We start from the raw sequence: 18,979 nt of genomic DNA on the forward strand, positions 1-18,979 counted from the left end.
GGCCGCTCCCGAACCGCGCTTAGGAGCGCGAGAAGCTGTCCATCAGAGTCGCCCGCATTCGCGCGGCAGTGACGGCGTCCGCCTGACCGAGGACGCCCTGCACGCCTTCAGGAAGATGCGCGCCGGGCGCGCCGTTGCTGCGGAAGACCAGATGGTCGAACACGGCGCGATACACTTCCCGCTGCTCGCCGGGCAGCGATCCGATCGCCACCATGGCGTGGAGCAGCGCGTCATAGGGATTGCCCATGCCGGCGGGCGCCGGATTCCACCAATAGTTCACGAACGCATTGACGGGATCGATTGACTCCACGGCATGCCACCAGTGGAACGGGATGTAGATGGCGTCACCCGGCTCCAGGGTCGCGGACTGGCCGAAGCGGACGGCCTCCGCAAAGCGCGGGAAGCGTTCGAGGTCGGGTGCCTCGGGATCGACCAGGCTGATCGGCGTTCCCGCCGGGGTCAGTTCCAGCGGACCCATGTACAGGTTCGCGATCTGGTCGGGCGGGAACAGCGTAAAGCGCCGCCGCCCCATCACGACGACGCCGATATTTTCCATCAGGTCGTAGTGGGTCGCGACCCGGATGGCATTGCCCAGCCACATGCGCGGAATGACGGTGTCCGGCAGCAGGCTGGTCGCATTCTCGTCCGCGAACCCGGGAAGCAGTTGCGGCAGCGGCACCGACTGGACCGCCATGGCATAGGGCCGCGCATGATCGCGATCGCGCAGCAGGCGATCGAGAAACGGGTCGAGCGGGCTCTGCCCCCGCACGAAGTTCAGGCCCTTCAGGTCGGGCGTGTAGAAGAACCGGCCCTGGATCTCCGGCTCGCCCAGGATGGCGGACACGGGCTCGGCATGGCTGAACCGCTTGAGATAGGCGACGCCGCTGTCCGCGGACTCCCGCGCGGCCCGGACGGCCGGCCAGTCCTTGCCCAGCCCACGCAGCACGACCGGGCGCGCGGCCGGGCGCACCTCCTCCTCGAAGCGGCGACGATCGATGTCGTGGATCTCGGGCAGCGACGGATAGGTCATGCAACCGCCATGCGCGGTGTCGGATCGCAGCCGATCTGGCGAAGATGTTCGTCCTGGTGCGGCAGGATCGAGGCAGTGTCCGCCACGACCTTGCGGATGTGCTGCAGCCGCGTCAGGGTTTCGGCATCGGAAAGCAGGTCGGCAACCGGGTGATACCCGCCCGCCTCAACGCCCTGCCCCACCATCACCGACAGCCAGCTCGTCTCGGTGAACAGCTCGTTGCCCTCGCGGAAAATCCGGCCGTTCGCACCGAAGATGGCGAGCTTGTCCGCGAGCCCCGGCGGCGGCTCGAGCGTGCGGCAATAATCCCAGAACGGCGTGTCGGCGCGCTCGGTCGCCTTGTAGTGCAGCACCAGGAAGTCCCGGATCTCCAGGTAATCCGACACATGCGCGGCATTGAACCGGTCGATCTCCAGCTGGTCGAAACGGCGGGTCGGCCAATAGGTCAGCAGCCGCGCGATCGCGGATTGCACCAGGTGGATGCTGGTCGACTCCAGCGGTTCCAGAAAGCCGCCGGCAAGCCCCAGGGCGACGACGTTGCCGACCCAGGCCCGGCGGCGGTGCCCGGCGGTGAAGCGCAGCAGCCGCGGATCCGCAAGCGGTGCCCCGTCGAGGTTGCCGAGCAGCGTGGCGGTGGCCTCGTCGTCCGAGAGATGGGCCGACGAATAGACATAGCCGTTGCCGATCCGGTGCTGCAGCGGGATTCGCCACTGCCACCCGGCGCCCCGCGCCGTCGACCGCGTCAGCGGCTGGCGATCGCCCTCATTCTCGCACGGAACCGCAACCGCCCGGTCGCAGGGCAGCCACTGCGTCCAGTCCTCGAACCCCGCGGCCATCGCACCTTCGATCAGCAGCCCGCGAAAGCCGGAGCAATCCAGGAACAGGTCCCCTTCGACGCGCTTGCCCGATTGCAGTAGCACCGCCGCGACATGGCCGGTGTCCGCGTCGCGCTCCACATCGACGATGCGCCCCTCGGTACGGGTGGCGCCGTTCGCCTCGGCGAGCCGGCGCAGGAACCGCGCATAGAGGCCGGCGTCGAACTGAAAGGCATAGCCGAGCTTCGACAAGGGCGAGGAGGGCTGGTCCGGGCGCGGATGCGCGAAACGGCCCTGAAGGCCCGCCACGATGCTGAGCGAATAGGCGTCGAGCGGGGTGCGGTCCCCCAGTTCCCGGCCTTTCAGCCAGAAATGGTGAAACTCGATCCCCTTCATGTCGAGGCCGTAGAAGCCGAACGGGTGGACGTAGCGATGGCCCGGGCGCACCCAGTCGACGAACTCGATCCCCAGCTTGTAGGTCGCGCGCGTCTCGCGGACGAATTCCGCCTCGTCGATGCCCAGCATCTTGTTGAACAGGACGATCTGCGGGATCGTCGCCTCGCCGACGCCGACGGTGCCGATCTCTTCGGATTCGACCAGCTCGATCGACAGTCCGGGCATTTCGCCAAGCACCCGCGTGATCGCGGCCGCCGCCATCCACCCGGCCGTGCCGCCGCCGACGATCACGACACGACGGATCGCGTCCGGCCTCACAGCGGATTGGCCGAAAAGTTGAACGGCGTTTCCGAAGCGAAAGAAAAGTTCGGGGTCTCCGGCGCGTCGGGCGTGGCCACCGGCGCAGGCGCGTTCGCCAGCGCCGCGCCCGAGTAGCGCAGGAAGTCGCCATGCGTCGGCAGCTGCGCCGCCACCTGCAGATAGCCCTGCCGCATCTCCTCGATCGCGCCCGCGACCTTGTCCTCGTCCAGGGCGTCCACCGCCGGCTCATGCTCCTCCGGCACGATATGCTGACCCAGGCAGACCGCGACCCAGCTGGTGGTCCCGAACAGCTCTGCGCCCTCGCGGAACAGGCGACCCTTGGCGCGGAAGATGTCGATCTTGCGCTGCAGGCTCTCCGGCACATCCATGGTGCGGCAACGGTCCCAGAACGGCGTGTCGGATCGCCGGGTCGCCTTGTAGTGCAGGATCACGAAGTCGCGGACGTCTTCGTAGAGTTCGCGCATCTGGCGGTTGTACTCGTCGCGCTCGACCGGATTGAAGCGGCGGTCCGGGAACAGCGCGATCAGCTTGGCGATGCCCGACTGGACGAGATGGATCGACGTCGATTCCAGCGGTTCGACGAAGCCGGACGAAAGCCCCAGCGCAACGACGTTGCGGTTCCAGCCAAGCTTGCGGCGGCCGGTCACGAAGGACAGGTGGCGCGGCTCGGCCAGCGGCTCCCCTTCGAGGTTCGCGAGCAGCTCGCGCTCCGCATCTTCGGCGGTCATGAAGGCGCTGCAATACACCAGGCCATTGCCCATCCGCTGCTGCAGCGGGATGCGCCACTGCCAGCCCGCACCGCGCGCGGTGGCGCGGGTGAAGGGATCGGGATCGCCGGAATAGCGGCTGGGGACCGCGACCGCGCGATCGCACGGCAGCCACTGGCTCCAGTCCTCATAGCCGGTCTCGAGCGCCTCCTCGATCAGGAGCCCGCGAAACCCGGAGCAGTCGATGAACAGGTCGCCCTCGACGGCCTCTCCATTCTCCAGCCGGACCGCCGCGACATGGCCGTCCTCGGGCCTCAGCGCCACATCGACGATCTTGCCCTCGATCCGCTGCACGCCGCCGGCCTCGGCATAGCCCCGCAGGAACCGCGCATAGAGGCCGGCGTCGAAGTGGAATGCGTAGAGCAGGTCCTTCACCGCCGACTGCGCATTTTCCGCGGGCCGGGCGAACTTGCCGGCCTGCGCCGCGACCGCGCTCATCGACCAGGCGGAGATGTCCTGCATCACCCGGCGCTTGCGCTCACGCAGGTACAGCTGGTGGAAATGCACCCCGCCCAGATCATGTCCATGCGACCCGAACGGGTGAAAATAGCGCTCCCCGATGTCGCCCCAGCCGTCGAACTCGATGCCGAGCTTATAGGTGCCGCCGGTCTCGCGGATGAAGTCGTTCTCGTTGATCCCCAGCATCCGGTTGAAGGTGAGGAGCGGCGGGATGGTGGCCTCGCCCACGCCGACCGTGCCGATCTCCTCCGATTCCACCAGCGTGACGCGCGTCACGCCATTGTTGAGAAAGCGCGAGAATGCGGCTGCGGCCATCCAGCCGGCAGTGCCCCCACCGACGATGACGATGTTGCGGATCGTATGTTCGTTCATCGGGAAATCCGTGCGTGTTGCGCCGCGTGATGCTGTGCGGCGGTGGGGAAGTGAGGAAGCGCGCGCGCGATCGCATCACGATAGCCGGCCATGGCGGCATCGGACTGATGCGAGGGGGTCGCGCCGATCAGCGGATCGATCCGGCGCGGGACGATCCCCTGGCCGAGCAGGACGGCCAGCCAGCTGTCGCGCGCGAACGTCTCCTCTTCGAAGAAGGGAAGCCGCCCCCGTTCGGCAAACAGGCGAAGCGTGCGCGCGAGGCTGTCGGGAAGGGGCGCGCGTGGCTGCCAGAACGGCTCTGGTCGCCGCGCCGCCGCATAATGGCAGAGGACGAAATCGCGGACCCGTGTGACCTCGGCACCGGCCTGGCGGTTATAGTCGGCGATCTCCAACGGATGGCAGGCTCGGCCCGGCATGGCCGACACGATCCGGTCGATGGCGCTCTGGGCGAGGTGCAGGTTCGTCCATTCCAGTGGCTCGATCACTACCGCCGCATCGCCGATCGCGACGCAGTTGCGTGCCCAGGGCTCCGGCCGCGCGCCCTGCTCGAACCGGATGGCAGGCGCGGCGGGTTCCACACCGCTCTCCGTGGCAAGCACGCGGCCTGCATCCTCGTCGCCCCAGAAGCTGCTGGCGTAACACAGCCCGTGCAGGGTGGCCCCCGGGAGCGAGGTTTGCCAGCGCCAGCCGGCAGGAAGGGCCACCACCTGATCGAGCGGCGATGCGTCGGTCGCGACTGCCGATGCGTGCAGCAGGCGGTCACAGGCCAGCCACGGTCGCCAGTCCTCGAAATCGGCGTCGATCGCGCTGCGCAGGACACCCGCGGGCCCGGCGGCATCGACGAACAGGTCCGCCGCCACCGACCCGCCGTCCGCAAGCGCCACCCGCTCGATGAAGCCGTCCCCGCTGCGCAGGTGCACCCCCGCGACTTTGCCCTCGCGCACCACCACCCCCAGATGGCGTGCAAAGGCAGCAAGCATCGCGCGATAGCGCCCGACGTCGAGCACAAGCCCCGCCTGGACATCGGCGAACGGCGATCCCGGCGGCGGATTGGGCGGCAGCATGCGCCCCGCCCGGGCGAGCATCGCCGCCGGCGAATGGGCGTCATAGGGCGCGGCCGATCCGGCGTGGGCAGCGCGCGTCCAATGCTGGTGGAAGGAGGCGGTGCCGAACGGCTGCCCATAATTGCCATAGGCGTGGACATAGGCCGGCTGCCCCCCGGCCCACCCCTCGAACAGCGTGCCCAGCCGCCAGCCGCCGCCGGCGCGCAGCACCGCATCTTCCTCGCGCAGCCCGACGTCATCGTGGAAGCCGATCGCCGAAGGAAGCGTCTGCGGCATCCGGTCCGCCAGGGCGTCGTCGGGGGGCATTACCGGGACGATCGTCACCGAGATGCCGGGAACCCGCCGCTTCAACGCCACCGCGGCCGACCAGCCGACGATGCCGCCGCCGATCACCGCAACGCTGCGAACCGGTTCGTCGAGAATCGTCATGCCGCCGCCGCCATGGGGCAATAGCGCGCCAGATGGGAAAGATGCTCGGGCATGGCCGATACCGCCGCGCGGATCTCCGCCTGCATCTGGGTCATCCCCGCGACCAGGCTCTCCACCGTCGGTCCCGCCGCGCGCGGATCGAAGCCGGCGGGGATCACGCGCTGGCCCAGATAGACCGACACCCAGCTCGCATCGAGGAACGCTCCCTCGCGATACTTCACGACGCGGCCACGGCGCCGGAACAGCTCCATCTTCTCGGCAAGGCTGTCCGGGATGGTCATAGTCCGCACATAATTCCAGAACTCGGAATCATCCCGCTCCGTGGCGTGGTAATGGAGGATCAGGAAGTCGCGGACGCGATCATATTCCATGTCGACGACGCGGTTGAACTCGTCGCGATCGATTGCCGAGATCCGCCGTTCCGGGAACAGCTCCACCAGTGCCGTGATCGCCTGCTGCACCAGATAGATGCTGGTGGACTCCAGCGGCTCCAGGAAGCCGCCCGACAGGCCGATCGCAACGACATTGTGCGCCCAGCTGCGTTCGCGCCGCCCGGCGGTAAAGCGCAGGATGCGCGGGCTCGCCATCGGTGCGCCCTCCACCGCTGCGCTCAGCGCGTCGGCCGCATCCGCGTCGGAAAGAAACGCGCTGGAATAGACATATCCATTGCCCGTCCGGTGCTGGAGCGGGATGCGCCAGCGCCACCCCGCGGGCATCGCGATGGCACTGGTAAAGGGGGTGACATCCGTTGCCGTACGGCACGGAAGCGCGACCGCGCGATCGGCCGGCAACCAGCGCGACCAGTCCTGAAACGGCTCCTCCAGCGTCTTGCCGATGAGCAGCGACGCAAAGCCCGAACAATCGACGAACAGGTCGCCCTCGATCCGTCTGCCGCCCTCCAGCACCACCGCAGTCACATCGCCGCTCTCGCCGTTGCGCTCGACATGGACGATCCGCCCCTCGGTACGCTCTGCGCCCAGCCCCTCCGCCAACCGGCGAAGATAGGGCGCGAAGGCCACCGCATCGAACTGATAGGCATAGCCGAAGGTGGAGGCGATCTGGCGCGGATCGGCGGACGGCGGGCCGAACCGGTTAGCGCGTGCGAGCGTGCACGCCATCGAGAACGCCTCGATCGGGGGAAGCTGGACGCCTGCCCGCAGCAGCCGGGTGTAATAATGGTGGAACTGGACGTCGCCGGCGCCACGCCCGAACGTGCCGAACGGGTGGATATAGCTGTCGCCGACGCGGCCCCAGTTGCGGAACTCGATGCCCAGCTTGAACGTGGCGCGGGTGGTGGCCATGAACTCGGCCTCGACGATCCCCAGCCGCTCGTTGAAGGCACGGATGTGCGGCAAGGTAGCCTCGCCTACCCCGATGATCCCGATCGCCTCCGATTCGACGAGATGCACGTGACAGCGGTCCGGCAGCAGTTTCACAAGGGCAGCCGCCGTCATCCAGCCCGAAGTGCCGCCTCCCACCACTACGACGCGCTGCCGATCCGGGCCTGTCATGCCTCTCCCCGCCCCCAAAAACCGGGCCTCACTCTGCGGCGAAGCTTCCTTCTTTCTGTAGCAGTAGCCCGAGGATTGACCAGCGCCAGACGTGTCAAGAAAGCCACAACTATTCCGTATAATGTTAGCGCCAACATTTCACTTGCAGACCCCAATATGTCGGTCGTAACTCGGCCTATCAACGATGCGGCGCAGTACAGCTGCGACACGCCGTCGACATACATGGGAGGGGACTATGCTCATCGCTTCGACAGAGACTGCGTGCGGGAAGACCGTGGCGCGCAAGAAGGCATTCCGGCTCGGGGTTTCGGCAACGGCAATGTGCGTCTTTGCCCTGGTCGGGCCTGCCTATGCGCAGACTGGCGCAGCGAGCGGGCAGAACACGGCCGGGGCGACGACCGCCACCAGCGGGCCGGGCGCCGATCAGGCTGCACCGCAGGATTCCGTGGACAGCCTGCCCGATGACGCAGGCAGCGGGAACGAGGTCGTCGTAACCGGCATCCGCCAGAGCCTGGCCAACGCCCAGAACATCAAGCGCAATTCCGACACCGTGGTCGACGCGATCACGTCCCAGGACATCGGCGCGCTGCCGGACCGCTCGGTGACCGAGGCGCTGCAGCGCGTCCCCGGCGTGTCGATCAACCGTTTCGCCGGCAACAACGACCCCGATCATTTCTCGGTCGAGGGTTCGGGCGTCAACGTGCGCGGCCTCAACTTCGTGCGGTCCGAATTCAACGGTCGCGACACCTTCTCGGCCGGCATCGGCGGTCAGGCGATCAACTTCGCCGACGTGCCTTCCGAACTGCTCGGCTCGGTCGAGGTCTACAAGAACGCGACGGCCGACCTGATCGAGGGCGGCCTTGCCGGTACCGTCAACCTCAATACCCGCAAGCCGTTCGACAACCGCGGCTTCCACATCGGTGGCGGCGTCGAGGCGAACTATGGCGACTTCGCGAAGAAATGGTCGCCGACGGGCTCGCTGCTGATCAGCAACACTTGGGAAACGGGGATCGGCACCATCGGCATCCTCGCCAATGGCTCCTATTCGCGCATCAAGAGCCGCGCTGACGGCATCCAGGTCACCAACTTCCAGACCCGTGACGGCGTCCAGGCGGCGACCGGGACGGGCACCAACACCACCATCACGTGCCGCAACCAGCTTCCGGGCAATACCGACGCCTTCACGCTCCTGCCGGGCGACAGCCCGGCCAACATCTGCGGCAACACGGGCACCCCCGGCGCAGACGGTTTCGCCGACCCCATGGCGCTCGCCTATGCGCCGATCGGCGGGCAGTTCCGCAGCCAGGACTATGATCGCAAGCGCGACGGCCAGGCGCTCGCCTTCCAGTGGGAGAGCACCGACAAGCGCACGGTGCTGACCGCCCAGTTCATGCGGACGCACTCGAGCAATGCCTGGGGCGAGCACACGTTCGAGACCGCACCCGACCTGTCCGAATACAATACCTATCCCGCGGGCTGTCAGCAGAACGGCAACGGGCCGCTCAATGGCGCCGGCAGCACGACGACTCGGGCCGAGTGCCAGTTGAACGGTGCCGGGCAGTTCGAGTTCGGCGAGAACCAGCGCGGCAATGGCTACAGCCCGGGCGCCAACGCGTTTCCCAACTTCGTCTATGACAGCAACGGCCTGTTCCAGAGCGGCTTCATCACGCTGCCGGGCTCGGGCTGGCGGACGGCCAGCAGCGGCACTCCGGAAACCACGGTTCCCACCGGCGGCATCCAGCAGTCGCTTTCCCGCCGGCAGGTGCTCGACAAGAACGTCGTCAAGGACGCAGGCATCAACCTCAAGATCAACCCGGACGATCATTGGACGATCGGGCTGGACGTGGACTACACCTCGGCGCGGCACGACGTCACCGACCTGAGCGTTTTCGGTTCGACCTTTGCCGACCAGGAACTGGACCTCACGGGCAAGATCCCGGTCGTCATCCCGCACAAGCCGCTGACGCTGGCCGCCAACTGGGCAACGCCCAATCCGGCGATGGCTGCCGCGAGCAACTCCGAATATTTCCAGAACCGCGACTTCCAGTTCTGGCGCGCGGCGATGGACCACATCGAGCACAGCAAGGGCGACGAATACCAGATCAAGGGCGACTTCGCGTACAAGTTCGACGACGGCGGGTTCCTGCAGCGGATCAAGTTCGGTGCGCGCTATGCCGAGCGCTCGCAGGACGTGCGCTACACCGCCTATAACTGGGGCGCGATCAGCGAAGTCTGGTCGGGGGCGCCGGTCACGTTCAACCAGGGGGATACCAGCCGGTCGTCGCTGTACAGCTTCGACAACTTCTTCCGCGGCAAGACCTCCGCTCCGCCCAGCGCCTATTATTACAACGGAGACCTCATCAAGGGGTACTCCGACGCGGTGTCCTTCTTCCAGACGCAGAACGACATCTGGCGTGACCCGAACGGCGCGACGGCCGCCAACCGCTTCCTCGGTGCAGGACAGCGCGTGGGTGCCATCCCGGGCACGGACTTCCTGCCGTCGGAAGTCTCGAACGTCCGCCAGGAAGACTCCGCCGCCTACGCCATGGTGCAGTTCGGCAACGACAGCCCGATCTTCGGAAACGTGCGGATGTCGGGCAATGTCGGCCTGCGCTATGTCCACACCGACATCTATTCGCGTTCGTCCACCGCAGTGCCGAACCGCGCGGAGCTCGGCGTGGTGGATCCGTTCTCCACGCGCTGCGTGGAGACGATCCGCACCCTTCCGGACGGAACGACCGAGACAGTACAGCCGAGCGGCGTCTGCAATCTCGGCGCTGTCGAATATGAGCGGCTGCGCGAGTTCGCGGTCGACGGCTATGCCGCGGTGCCAGCCTCGTTCAAGAACAGCTACAGCTACTTCCTGCCCAGCGCGAACTTCAAGTTCGGCCTGACGAACGACCTGATCCTGCGTCTCGCCGGCTCGAAGGTGCTGACGCGTCCGGACTTCGCCAACATCCGGCCCTATGTCACCTACGCGCTTGAGCCGGGTTCGGGCACCGTCACGATCAACGCGGGCAACCCCTATCTGAAGCCGGCGACGGCATGGCAGTTCGACGTTACGCTGGAATGGTATTTCGGCCGGGTCGGGCAGCTCTCGTTCGACGCCTTCTACAAGACGGTCGACGGGTTCTTCTACCAGTCGCTGGTCAACCGCTCCGTCACCAACAACGGCATCACGCAGAACATCCAGGCGCGTGGTCCCGAAAACTATGACGGCAAGGGCAAGATCAAGGGCTTCGAGCTCGCCTATCAGCAGACCTTCGACTTCCTGCCGGGCGCGCTTGGCGGATTGGGCTTCAACGGCAACTACACCTTCATCGACAGCTCGGGCCTCCCGAACTCGTTCCTGAACGGGGGAACGCCCTCGTCGGACTCGACCGTCGCCAAGGGCAACCTGCCGCTCGAGGGTCTGTCCAAGCACAACTTCAACGCGACCCTGTTCTACGAGAGGGGGCCGGTCTCGCTTCGCGCCGCTTATAACTGGCGCTCGCGGTTCCTGCTTACCGCAGCGGACGTGATCTTCCCGTACACCTCGATCTTCAACGACAAGACCGGGCAGCTGGATGCGTCGGCGTTCATTAACGTCAACAAGTGGGTCAAGCTGGGTGTTCAGGGCGTGAACCTGACGAACACCACGACGAAGCTGTTGCAGGCCTACAAGTCGGGCTCGAACGATCTCGCGCCGCGGTCCTTCTTCACGAACGACCGGCGCTATTCGATCATCCTGCGCGCCAACTACTAAGGTCGCGCGGCGACCAGCGAGGGGAGGCGGCGCCGCGGCACCGCCTCCCCTTTTTCATGCGGCTCGTTCGGGCGCGGCGGCCAGTGCTGCCGCGATCGCATCGCGGAGCGGCTTTGCCCGAAACTGGTCGTCATAGGGGCAGGGCCGGCGCGGCGCCTTGTCGGGCCGAGGCTCGAAATCCTCGATCCAGCTGAAGCGATCCGTCATGCCCCAGGCGACCACGTCCCGCAGCCGCGGGTATGAGAGCGTGACGTCGAGATAGGCGCGGGCATAATCGGCAACGCCGCGATCCCGCGCGCCGGCCTCTACCGGCAAACCGTTGTCGCGCACGTCCAGCTCCGTAATGAGCAGGCGATAGCCCATCGCGGTCACCGCATCGAGAAAACGACGCCATTCCTCCTGGCTCGCCAGCAGCCCCTGCGACCCGTCGGGCCCGGACGTGACGAGGTGGGACTGGAGGCCCAGCGCGTCGACCGGCACGTCCCGCCGGCGGAATCCTTCCAGCAAGCGCAGCACACCCGCCCGATGCTTCGCGTTGCCCGGCTCCCAGCTCATATAGTCGTTGTAGACGAGCTCGGCGTGCGGTGCGGCCGCCCGCGCCGTCCGGAACGCGAGGTCGATCGTCGCCTCGGTGCCGCCCATCGCCTGGCTCAACGCCGTTTCCTCCAGCGCACCGGTGTCGGGCGTGACCGCTTCGTTGACCACGTCATAGCTCTGGACGCGGGTGCCATAGCGGCGCGTGACGCCCTCGACATGCCCGGTAAGGATCCGCGCCGCTTCGGTCGCGGGACGGCCGCCGAAATCATGCGCCTCCAGCCAGGCCGGCATCCACTTGCGCCGCTGCCACACCAGATTGTGCCCCCGCATCGCCATGCCATTCCGGTCGGACCAGTCGAGCATGCGATCGAACGCGGCGAAGTTGAGCCTCCCGGGGGCGGGTGCGACGTGCTGCCACTTCATCTCGTTCTCGGCGACCAACAGCCCGCAGTCGGCACGCAGAAGCGCGGCATAGGCGGGATTGTCGAAGGAACCCGTCCGCGGATTGGCGGACACCGCCGAGCCGAAGCGCATGCCCTTGGCGCGCGCGATGGCATCCAGGCCGCGCACGCCCGCTGCGGCGGCAACCCGCGGGCAGAACGCTGCGGCGGCGAGCAATGCGACCGCCTCTCGCCTCGTCGGCTTTAGAACCATGAATTCATTCCCCTGCACAGGACCGGTCCGGCACCCATCACGCACCACCATCCAGATACGCGGCGACCCACAGCAAGGGCGCGTTCCAGTTGATCGCGACTTCGTTCAACGCATAGGCGGTGGCATCGTCCTTCCAGCAGCGCTGGGGCGCGCATTTCCCCTTCATCGCAAGCGCGACCGGGTCGATCATCGCGGTCGAATTAGGTCCGCCGGAAACCACGCCAGGCGGCGGCCCGGGCAGCGACGCATCCAGCTGCTGCGCCCAGAACCGGTGGTGCGGGTTCTTCAGCGGGCGCGCGCCAAATCCGGAGACATAGCTCTGGTCGAGCGGGTTGCGCCCCAGCGTATAATCCATCGCATCCACCACCCCGGCGCGATAGCGCGCATCCCGCGTCAACCCGTGCGCGACACCCAGGATCATCGCCCGGTTCAGGATCGAGGAATTGGATCCCCAGGGATAATCGAGCGTCGCATAGGGGATGCGGTACCCGGACCGCCCGGTTTCGGTCAGGAAAGCGTCGGCTGCCGCGATCACCCCGCTCCGGGCCCGGGCCGCATCCGCCTCCGGCACGCCGGAAGCGGTCGCGAGCGTGATCGTGCCGAGTGCCGCGACGTTGGCCCAATTGGGCTCCCCCACCGGCGCCGTCGCGGCCGGCATCGCACGCAGCGCCGTCCCGTACTGCGCCTCACCGGTGGTCGCCCACAGTTCGGCCGTCGCCCAATAGAGTTCGTCCGACAGGTCCTTGTCGCCATAGCCGCCGCTGCCGGTGAAGCTGTTGGTCGCATAAACCTCCGGGTTGCGCACCGCCGCGCGATAGGCCCGCTTCGCAGCCTTCAGGCAGGTCGCCGAAAACGCCGGATCGATGCTGCGCCAGATCCGCGCGCACTGCGCGGCGGTCGCCGCCAGGTTGAGCGTCGCGCCGGTCGTCGGCGGATAGAGCAGCCGGTCTTCCTTGTCGGTGTGCGGCGGCGTCGGAAGCGGCGTCCAGTTTCGGTCGGCAACCTTCTGGTGCGCCATCCCCCCCGCATCGACGGCACGGAGCGTCAGGGGTGCATCGGACGGCAGGCGCCCGACCGGCACCTGTGCCCGAGTGCCATCGGGTATCTGCATCGCCAGCAGGAACCGCATTTCCCACCGCGCCTCGTCCAACAGATCATCGATGCCGTTGCCCGCTTCGGGCAAGCGGGCGCGGCCGTCTGCGAAGGGGAACCGTCCGGCGGCGGCTTGACGTTCGTACAGGTTCTGCAGCGTCCAGAGCGAAATGCCGCCGTTGACGACATATTTGCCGTGGTCGCCCGCGTCGTACCAGCCGCCGGTCACGTCGAGCGTGTAGCGGCATCCCGGCCATTGCGTTCCGCGCTCGTCCGCGCCCTGAAAACAACGGGCGACCTCGCGGGGGTGCCCGGCCGGGCGCGCCCATTGCGCTCCACCGGCATAGCGGGCCTCGATCGGGATGCCGGCACGGTTCTGGTAGAAGAAGTTCAGCGCCGCAGACGCGAGCGGAGCGTACAGCCCGGCGCCGACGGCGAAGGGGCGACTGGTCTGCCCGGATATCTTGATCCGATAGGTGCCGGGGGCGGTCACCCCATGGAAATCGACGAGATGGACATGGTCGCCGGATGCGCGGTCCGCGCCTGCCACCGTCGTCTTGCCGGTGGCGACCGTCTTGCCCCTGGCATCGACGATCCGCCACGCAAGCGGGGCGGTCGCGGCGCTGGCGATGACTGCGCGCTTCGGGGCGTCGGGGAGGAAGCCGACCTGGTTGAGCCGGATCGTGGGAGCAGGATCGCTCGCTGCGCCGATGGTCGCGGCGGCCGCAGCCGAAAAAAACAGGACACGCAGGCAAGCAGGGAACAGCTTCAAAGAAGGCCTCCTTCGATCCGGACGGTTTGGCAGCTTTCCGGCAGGTGCCGGCACCGTACCACGAAGCGCTCGCGACGAATGCCCTTAGTTGTTTGAAGAGGTTGGCACGGCCTGTCGACGCGTCTTCAACAAAAGGCAGGCAATCCAACGCAGCCATCACTTCCGAGATCGTGGAAAGGCGCTGGGGCACGCTCACTTCTACGAGGAACGCGGCATCCGAAAACGGATCAACTCCCCAGCCCCGCCGCCCGCAGCAACACCCCCACCAGATAGGCAAGCATTGCGGCCGCTCCCCCGATTGCAAAGGTGAGGAGGCCGGAACGCCACCAGCTCTGGCCTAGCGCCAGCCCTTTGCCTGCCCCCAGCACGAAGAAGCCGACCAGCGCCATCGTGGCACTCACCGTCAGCGGATCGCGCACACTTCCGATCAGATAGGGCAGCAGCGGGATCAGCCCGCACAGCACGAACGCGCCGAACGTTGCGGCCGCCCCGCGCAAGGGGCGAACGACCGTGTCGCTGAGCCTGAGTTCCTCGGCCATCATGGTCTCCACCCACACCGCAGGATCGGCCGTGACCTGCGCGACGACGCGGTCGAGCGTCTCCTCGTCGAGGCCCTTGCGGGCATAGATCTCGCGGATTTCGCGGCGCTCGCCCTCGGGATAACTCGCGATCTGCCGTGCCTCGTCCGCGCGCGCCCTGGCCACGGCCTGCTGCCGGCTCCGCGTGCCGAGGTAGTTGCTCGCAGCCATGCTGAAGCCGTCGGCGACGAGGTTGGCGATGCCCAGGATCAGGACGGCAACGGTCGGCAACTGCCCGCCGGCACTTCCCGCGACTACGGCAAAGGTGGTCACCAGGCCATCGACGCCGCCCAGCATGATATCCCCGACCAGGCTTTCGGCGGGCGGATCGGACAGCCGTGCGCGGATGCGCTCGGGCTCATGCTCCTCCCGGATATCGCGCGCGCCGGCCATGCCTAACCGCCAGTGGCGGCAGCGGCCCGGTCCCGACCGGATGCGGCAGTGTAGCCAGGCATGTCGATCGCCCCTCGCTTCAGTCGAAGGAAAGAATAGGCAGCATCCCCAGCACCGCCGTATACGTGAATCGCCTGAACGCTTCGCAGACGCGCACCAAGTTTCGGCGGTATCGCCGAGGTCGTAAGACGGGAGTTCTTGCTGCAACCCACTCCCCGCGCTTGCACATCGCAGCCGTGTTCCACATCATCCGCCAACACAGGGGGGATGATGCCACGATGATACGGTGGGTGATGATCGGTGTCGCAGCCCTTGCCATGCCTGCACTGGCGCGGGTTGCTCCGGAGCCTGCGGGCACGCCTTTCCCCGTCACCGTAGAGGTGGACGCCGGCCAGCCGGGACAGCCGGTCGAGCCTGTCTGGCGCTTCTTCGGCGCGGACGAGCCCAATTACGCGACGATGAAGGACGGGCGGACCACGCTGGCGACGCTGGGCGCACTGGCTCCCGATCGCGTCTATTTTCGCACCCACAACCTGCTCACGTCGGGCGACGGCACGCCCGCGCTGAAATGGGGCTCCACCGGCATCTATTCCGAGGATGCGGCCGGCCGCCCGGTCTACAACTGGACGATCGTCGACCGGATCTTCGACACCTATCGCGCGCGGGGCGTCAAACCCTATGTCGAACTAGGCTTCATGCCGGAGGCGATGTCGGTCCGACCCCAACCCTATCAGCATGACTGGCGGCCGGGCAGCGGCAGCTTGCGCACCGGCTGGGCCTATCCGCCCCGCGACTATGCGCGCTGGGAGGAGTTGATCCACCAATGGGTGCGGCACTGTGTCGAGCGCTATGGTCGCGAAGAGGTCGCCAGCTGGTATTTCCAGACATGGAACGAGGCGAACCTCCCGCAATATTATTGGGGCGGCACGCGCGAGGAGTTCTTCCGGCTGCACGACGCCGCCGTCCGCGGCGTCCGGCGCGCCCTGCCAGAGGCGCGGGTGGGAGGCCCGGACAACGCCGGCGCGGGCGACGATTTCCTGACGGCGTTCATGACCCATGTGGAGGCGGCGGGAACGCCGACCGACTTCCTCTCCTTCCATGCCAAGGGCCAGCCCGAGGTGATCGAGGACCAGAACGGCCGCCATGTCCGCATGGGACTGAACAAGCATCTGAAGGCCGCCGAGCACGAGTTCGCCGCGATCGCGGCAAAGCCGCAGTTTCGCAGCAAGCCCATCATCATTGGGGAGTCGGATCCGGAAGGTTGCGCGGCCTGCCAGGGCCCGGCCAATGCCTATCGCAACGGCACCATGTATTCGAGCTACACCGCGGCATCCTTCCCGCGCCTGCTCGCCCTTGCCGAGCGCCATCGCCTCAACCTCGAAGGCATCCTGTCCTGGGCGTTCGAGTTCGAGGATCAGGCCCCCTTCGCCGGCTTTCGCCAGCTGACCTCCAACGGCATCGATCTGCCGGTCATGAACATGTTCAAGATGTTCGCCCGGATGACCGGCCGCTCTCTCCCCGCCGTGTCCGATCACCAGGCCGCGTTGGACAAGGTGATGCGCGACGGCGTCCGCGATGCTCCGGATGTGGGCAGCGTTGCGAGCATCGACGGCAACCGGCTCGCAGTTCTCGTCTGGCACTATCATGACGACGACGTGGCAGGGCCGGACGCCGCGGTACGCCTGCAGTTGCGCCGGCTTCCGCGCGCATTTGCACCGGGCGCGGTGCTGACCCATTACCGGATCGACCGCGATCATTCGAACAGCTTTGCCGCCTGGCAGGCAATGGGGTCCCCCCTCGCGCCCACCGACGCGCAGCGCGCCACGCTGCTGAAGGCCGCAATGCTCGCGACCATCGACCCGGAGCCGATCCGCCTGCCGGTCCGCGCCGGGCGAGGGACGCTGGCGTTCGCCCTCCCGCGCCAGGGCGTGTCGCTCGTCATCCTGACACCCGCATCGCCCGAGGGTTAGGCGGAACCGCACTCCGCTCCCCCTACCCCAGCCCGCTTTGCCGCCACCTCAACCAGGGAAGTGCCATGATCACCCGACGCCACATCATCGGATCGTCCCTCGCACTGTGGGCGACAGCGGGGGTGTCCGCCCCGCCCCCTCCGGCCGGTCGTCTCAAGCAATCGGTGAGCCGCTGGTGCTACCAGGATATCCCGCTCGATCAGCTCTGCGCCGCGGCGGCCAGGATCGGGCTGCAGGGCATCGATCTGCTGGAGCCGGCTGAATACGAGACGCCCCGCCGCCACGGGCTGCGCTGCACCATGGGCTATGCCGCGAAGAACATGACCATCGCCGACGGCCTCAACCGGCGGGAGAACCATGCCGCGATCGAGCGCGCATTCCGGACAGGCATTCCTCAGGCCGCCAAAGCTGGCGTCCCCAACGTCATCGCCTTCTCCGGCAACCGCCGCGGCATGTCCGATGACGAGGGTGCGGCCAATACCATCGCGGGCCTGAACCGCCTCAAGCCCATCGCCGAGGACCATGGCGTGACGATCTGCGTGGAGCTGCTCAACAGCAAGGTCGACCACCCCGACTATATGGCCGACCACACCGACTGGGGCGTGCGCGTGGCCAAGGAGGTCAACTCGCCGCGGGTCAAGCTCCTCTACGACATCTACCACATGCAGATCATGGAGGGCGATCTGATCGCCACCATCCGAAAGAACATCGCCTGGATCGGTCACTTCCACACGGGCGGCGTCCCGGGCCGCCACAATCTCGACGCGACGCAGGAGGTCAACTGGCGGGCCGTCGCGGCCAGCGTCGCCGACCTCGGCTTCCAGGGCTATTTCGCGCACGAGTTCGTGCCGCAGGGCAATCCGCTGGCCGCACTGGAGCAAGCGGTACGGACCTGCACCGTCTGACCCACCTGCCCGGCGTTGCCGCTGCGCGCGAAAGCTGCCATCCGGGGGATGAGGGAGTGACGCACGCCGCCCGCGCTTGAACGACGCGCGTTGCCGGCAAGTTTAAGGTCGCAAGGTGAGCAACCACGATGAAAATGCCTAGGGTTGCGCTCGGCGTCCTCGTCCTGCTCGCCATTGCTGCCTGGCTGTTCTGGCCGCGCGCTGCCGCCGTGAGCATCCTTGAGGTCAAGAAGGCGCCGGCGGTCCGGATGCTCGCGGTCAACGGCACGATCCGCCCGCGCCTTTCGGTGGAGGTCCAGGCCCCCGTCGCGGGAACGCTCACCGCCCTTCCCTATGATGTCGGCGCGCGCGTGACCGAGGGCGTGCTGCTCGCCCGCGTCGACGATGCGCCGCAGCGTGCCGCCATCGCCGAGGCCCTCGCCGCCGTTTCCGCCCAGGAAGCGGCGCTGGCCCAGGCGCGGCGGGACCTGGCGAGATTCGAGGCCCTCGGCGAGTTCGTCACCCGCCAGCGCCGCGAAGAGGCACGGCTCGCGGTCGATCAGGGTACGCAGGAGTTGAAGCGCCGACGGGCGCTCGTCGCTCAGGCACGCGATGTGCAGCAGCGCTACGAGGTGCGCGCCCCGTTCGCAGGCGTCATCCTCGAGCGGCCGGTCGACCCCGGCCAGACCATCACCGTCAGCACCGTGCTCTACCGCCTCGCCAATCTCGCCGCGCCCGAGATCGCGGCAGAGGTGGACGAATTCTACGCAGCCGCGCTGCGCGTCGGCGGCGAGGCGTTGATCGAGCTGCCCGGCCGATCCCAGCCGATCGCCGCCGCGATCGTCCATGTCGAGCCGCGCGTCGATCCGGCGACCGGCGCGCGCGAAGTCCGGCTGCGCCCCTCCCGGCCGCTCGACGACGTCGCCTCTGGCGCCACCGTCGCGGTCAACCTGATCGTCGAGCGGGAGCAGGGGGTGATCAGCATCCCTCGCAGCGCGATCCTGCGGGCCGACAGCACCCCCACCGTACGCGTGGTGGATGACGAAGGCAGGGTGCAGGATCGGCGCATCCGCTTCGTCGACTGGCCCGCCGAAACGGTCACCGTCACCGAGGGACTGGCACCCGGCATGCGCATCCTGGCGGACCCCCAGGCCGCCGCCCCGGGCGCGCGCGTGCGCCCGCGCGCATAG

General features: G+C 67.4%; 12 protein-coding genes. 4 read left to right on the plus strand and 8 right to left on the minus strand.

The annotated features are described in order from the left end of the window. Positions 1 to 19 precede the first annotated feature (19 nt). Genes QP045_RS05895 through QP045_RS05915 form a run of 5 tightly spaced genes read right to left on the minus strand, consistent with a single transcriptional unit; the run spans position 20 to position 7,164 of the window. Complete coding sequence (locus QP045_RS05895; protein WP_422514037.1) at positions 20 to 1,030, minus strand: cupin-like domain-containing protein; 1,011 nt, start codon at positions 1,028 to 1,030, stop codon at positions 20 to 22. Beyond that, entirely contained in the window at positions 1,027 to 2,559 is a 1,533-nt protein-coding gene (locus tag QP045_RS05900) for a tryptophan halogenase family protein (RefSeq protein WP_422514038.1), read from the minus strand. The genes QP045_RS05895 and QP045_RS05900 overlap by 4 nt, the downstream gene beginning before the upstream one ends. Beyond that, entirely contained in the window at positions 2,556 to 4,160 is a 1,605-nt protein-coding gene (locus QP045_RS05905; RefSeq protein WP_422514039.1) for a tryptophan halogenase family protein, read from the minus strand. Before QP045_RS05905 ends, QP045_RS05900 begins: the two co-directional genes overlap by 4 nt. Next, entirely contained in the window at positions 4,157 to 5,653 is a 1,497-nt protein-coding gene (locus tag QP045_RS05910; RefSeq protein WP_422514040.1) for a tryptophan 7-halogenase, read from the minus strand. Before QP045_RS05910 ends, QP045_RS05905 begins: the two co-directional genes overlap by 4 nt. Beyond that, positions 5,650 to 7,164, minus strand: a complete 1,515-nt coding sequence (locus tag QP045_RS05915; RefSeq protein WP_422514041.1) for a tryptophan halogenase family protein — start codon at positions 7,162 to 7,164, stop codon at positions 5,650 to 5,652. The genes QP045_RS05910 and QP045_RS05915 overlap by 4 nt, the downstream gene beginning before the upstream one ends. A gap of 235 nt (positions 7,165 to 7,399) precedes the next feature. Between QP045_RS05915 and QP045_RS05920 the strand changes: the two genes are divergently transcribed. After that, positions 7,400 to 10,909 (plus strand): TonB-dependent receptor, encoded by a 3,510-nt coding sequence (locus QP045_RS05920; protein WP_422514042.1) that lies wholly within the window; start codon positions 7,400 to 7,402, stop codon positions 10,907 to 10,909. A gap of 54 nt (positions 10,910 to 10,963) precedes the next feature. Here the strand turns inward: QP045_RS05920 and QP045_RS05925 are convergent, their stop codons facing one another. The 3 genes from QP045_RS05925 to QP045_RS05935 form a co-directional block, all read right to left on the minus strand. Continuing rightward, complete coding sequence (locus QP045_RS05925; protein ID WP_422514043.1) at positions 10,964 to 12,100, minus strand: endo-1,4-beta-xylanase; 1,137 nt, start codon at positions 12,098 to 12,100, stop codon at positions 10,964 to 10,966. Positions 12,101 to 12,137: 37 nt separating this feature from the next. Beyond that, positions 12,138 to 13,964, minus strand: a complete 1,827-nt coding sequence (locus QP045_RS05930) for a glycoside hydrolase family 9 protein (RefSeq protein WP_422514044.1) — start codon at positions 13,962 to 13,964, stop codon at positions 12,138 to 12,140. A 227-nt stretch (positions 13,965 to 14,191) separates the two neighbouring features. Further along, positions 14,192 to 14,935, minus strand: a complete 744-nt coding sequence (locus tag QP045_RS05935) for a VIT1/CCC1 transporter family protein (protein ID WP_422514045.1) — start codon at positions 14,933 to 14,935, stop codon at positions 14,192 to 14,194. A gap of 221 nt (positions 14,936 to 15,156) precedes the next feature. Between QP045_RS05935 and QP045_RS05940 the strand changes: the two genes are divergently transcribed. From QP045_RS05940 to QP045_RS05950, 3 genes are all read left to right on the plus strand, one after another. Beyond that, complete coding sequence (locus tag QP045_RS05940; protein ID WP_422514046.1) at positions 15,157 to 16,905, plus strand: GH39 family glycosyl hydrolase; 1,749 nt, start codon at positions 15,157 to 15,159, stop codon at positions 16,903 to 16,905. Positions 16,906 to 16,970: 65 nt separating this feature from the next. After that, positions 16,971 to 17,810 (plus strand): hydroxypyruvate isomerase family protein, encoded by an 840-nt coding sequence (locus tag QP045_RS05945; protein WP_422514047.1) that lies wholly within the window; start codon positions 16,971 to 16,973, stop codon positions 17,808 to 17,810. A gap of 128 nt (positions 17,811 to 17,938) precedes the next feature. Then, a complete protein-coding gene (locus QP045_RS05950) occupies positions 17,939 to 18,979 on the plus strand; it encodes an efflux RND transporter periplasmic adaptor subunit (RefSeq protein WP_422514048.1) in 1,041 nt (346 codons plus the stop codon).

Source organism: Sphingomonas sp. 3-13AW, from assembly GCF_049311085.1.
In the GTDB taxonomy this organism is placed as follows: Bacteria; Pseudomonadota; Alphaproteobacteria; order Sphingomonadales; family Sphingomonadaceae; genus Sphingomonas.

Excerpts from the sequence above, each read along its gene's own strand:
- QP045_RS05915 (WP_422514041.1), bottom strand. The coding sequence starts at position 7,164 with ATGACAGGCCCGGATCGGCAGCGCGTCGTAGTGGTGGGAGGCGGCACT.
- QP045_RS05895 (WP_422514037.1), bottom strand. The coding sequence starts at position 1,030 with ATGACCTATCCGTCGCTGCCCGAGATCCACGACATCGATCGTCGCCGC.
- QP045_RS05945 (WP_422514047.1), top strand. The coding sequence starts at position 16,971 with ATGATCACCCGACGCCACATCATCGGATCGTCCCTCGCACTGTGGGCG.
- QP045_RS05925 (WP_422514043.1), bottom strand. The coding sequence starts at position 12,100 with ATGGTTCTAAAGCCGACGAGGCGAGAGGCGGTCGCATTGCTCGCCGCC.
- QP045_RS05910 (WP_422514040.1), bottom strand. The coding sequence starts at position 5,653 with ATGACGATTCTCGACGAACCGGTTCGCAGCGTTGCGGTGATCGGCGGC.
- QP045_RS05935 (WP_422514045.1), bottom strand. The coding sequence starts at position 14,935 with ATGGCCGGCGCGCGCGATATCCGGGAGGAGCATGAGCCCGAGCGCATC.
- QP045_RS05920 (WP_422514042.1), top strand. The coding sequence starts at position 7,400 with ATGCTCATCGCTTCGACAGAGACTGCGTGCGGGAAGACCGTGGCGCGC.
- QP045_RS05905 (WP_422514039.1), bottom strand. The coding sequence starts at position 4,160 with ATGAACGAACATACGATCCGCAACATCGTCATCGTCGGTGGGGGCACT.
- QP045_RS05950 (WP_422514048.1), top strand. The coding sequence starts at position 17,939 with ATGAAAATGCCTAGGGTTGCGCTCGGCGTCCTCGTCCTGCTCGCCATT.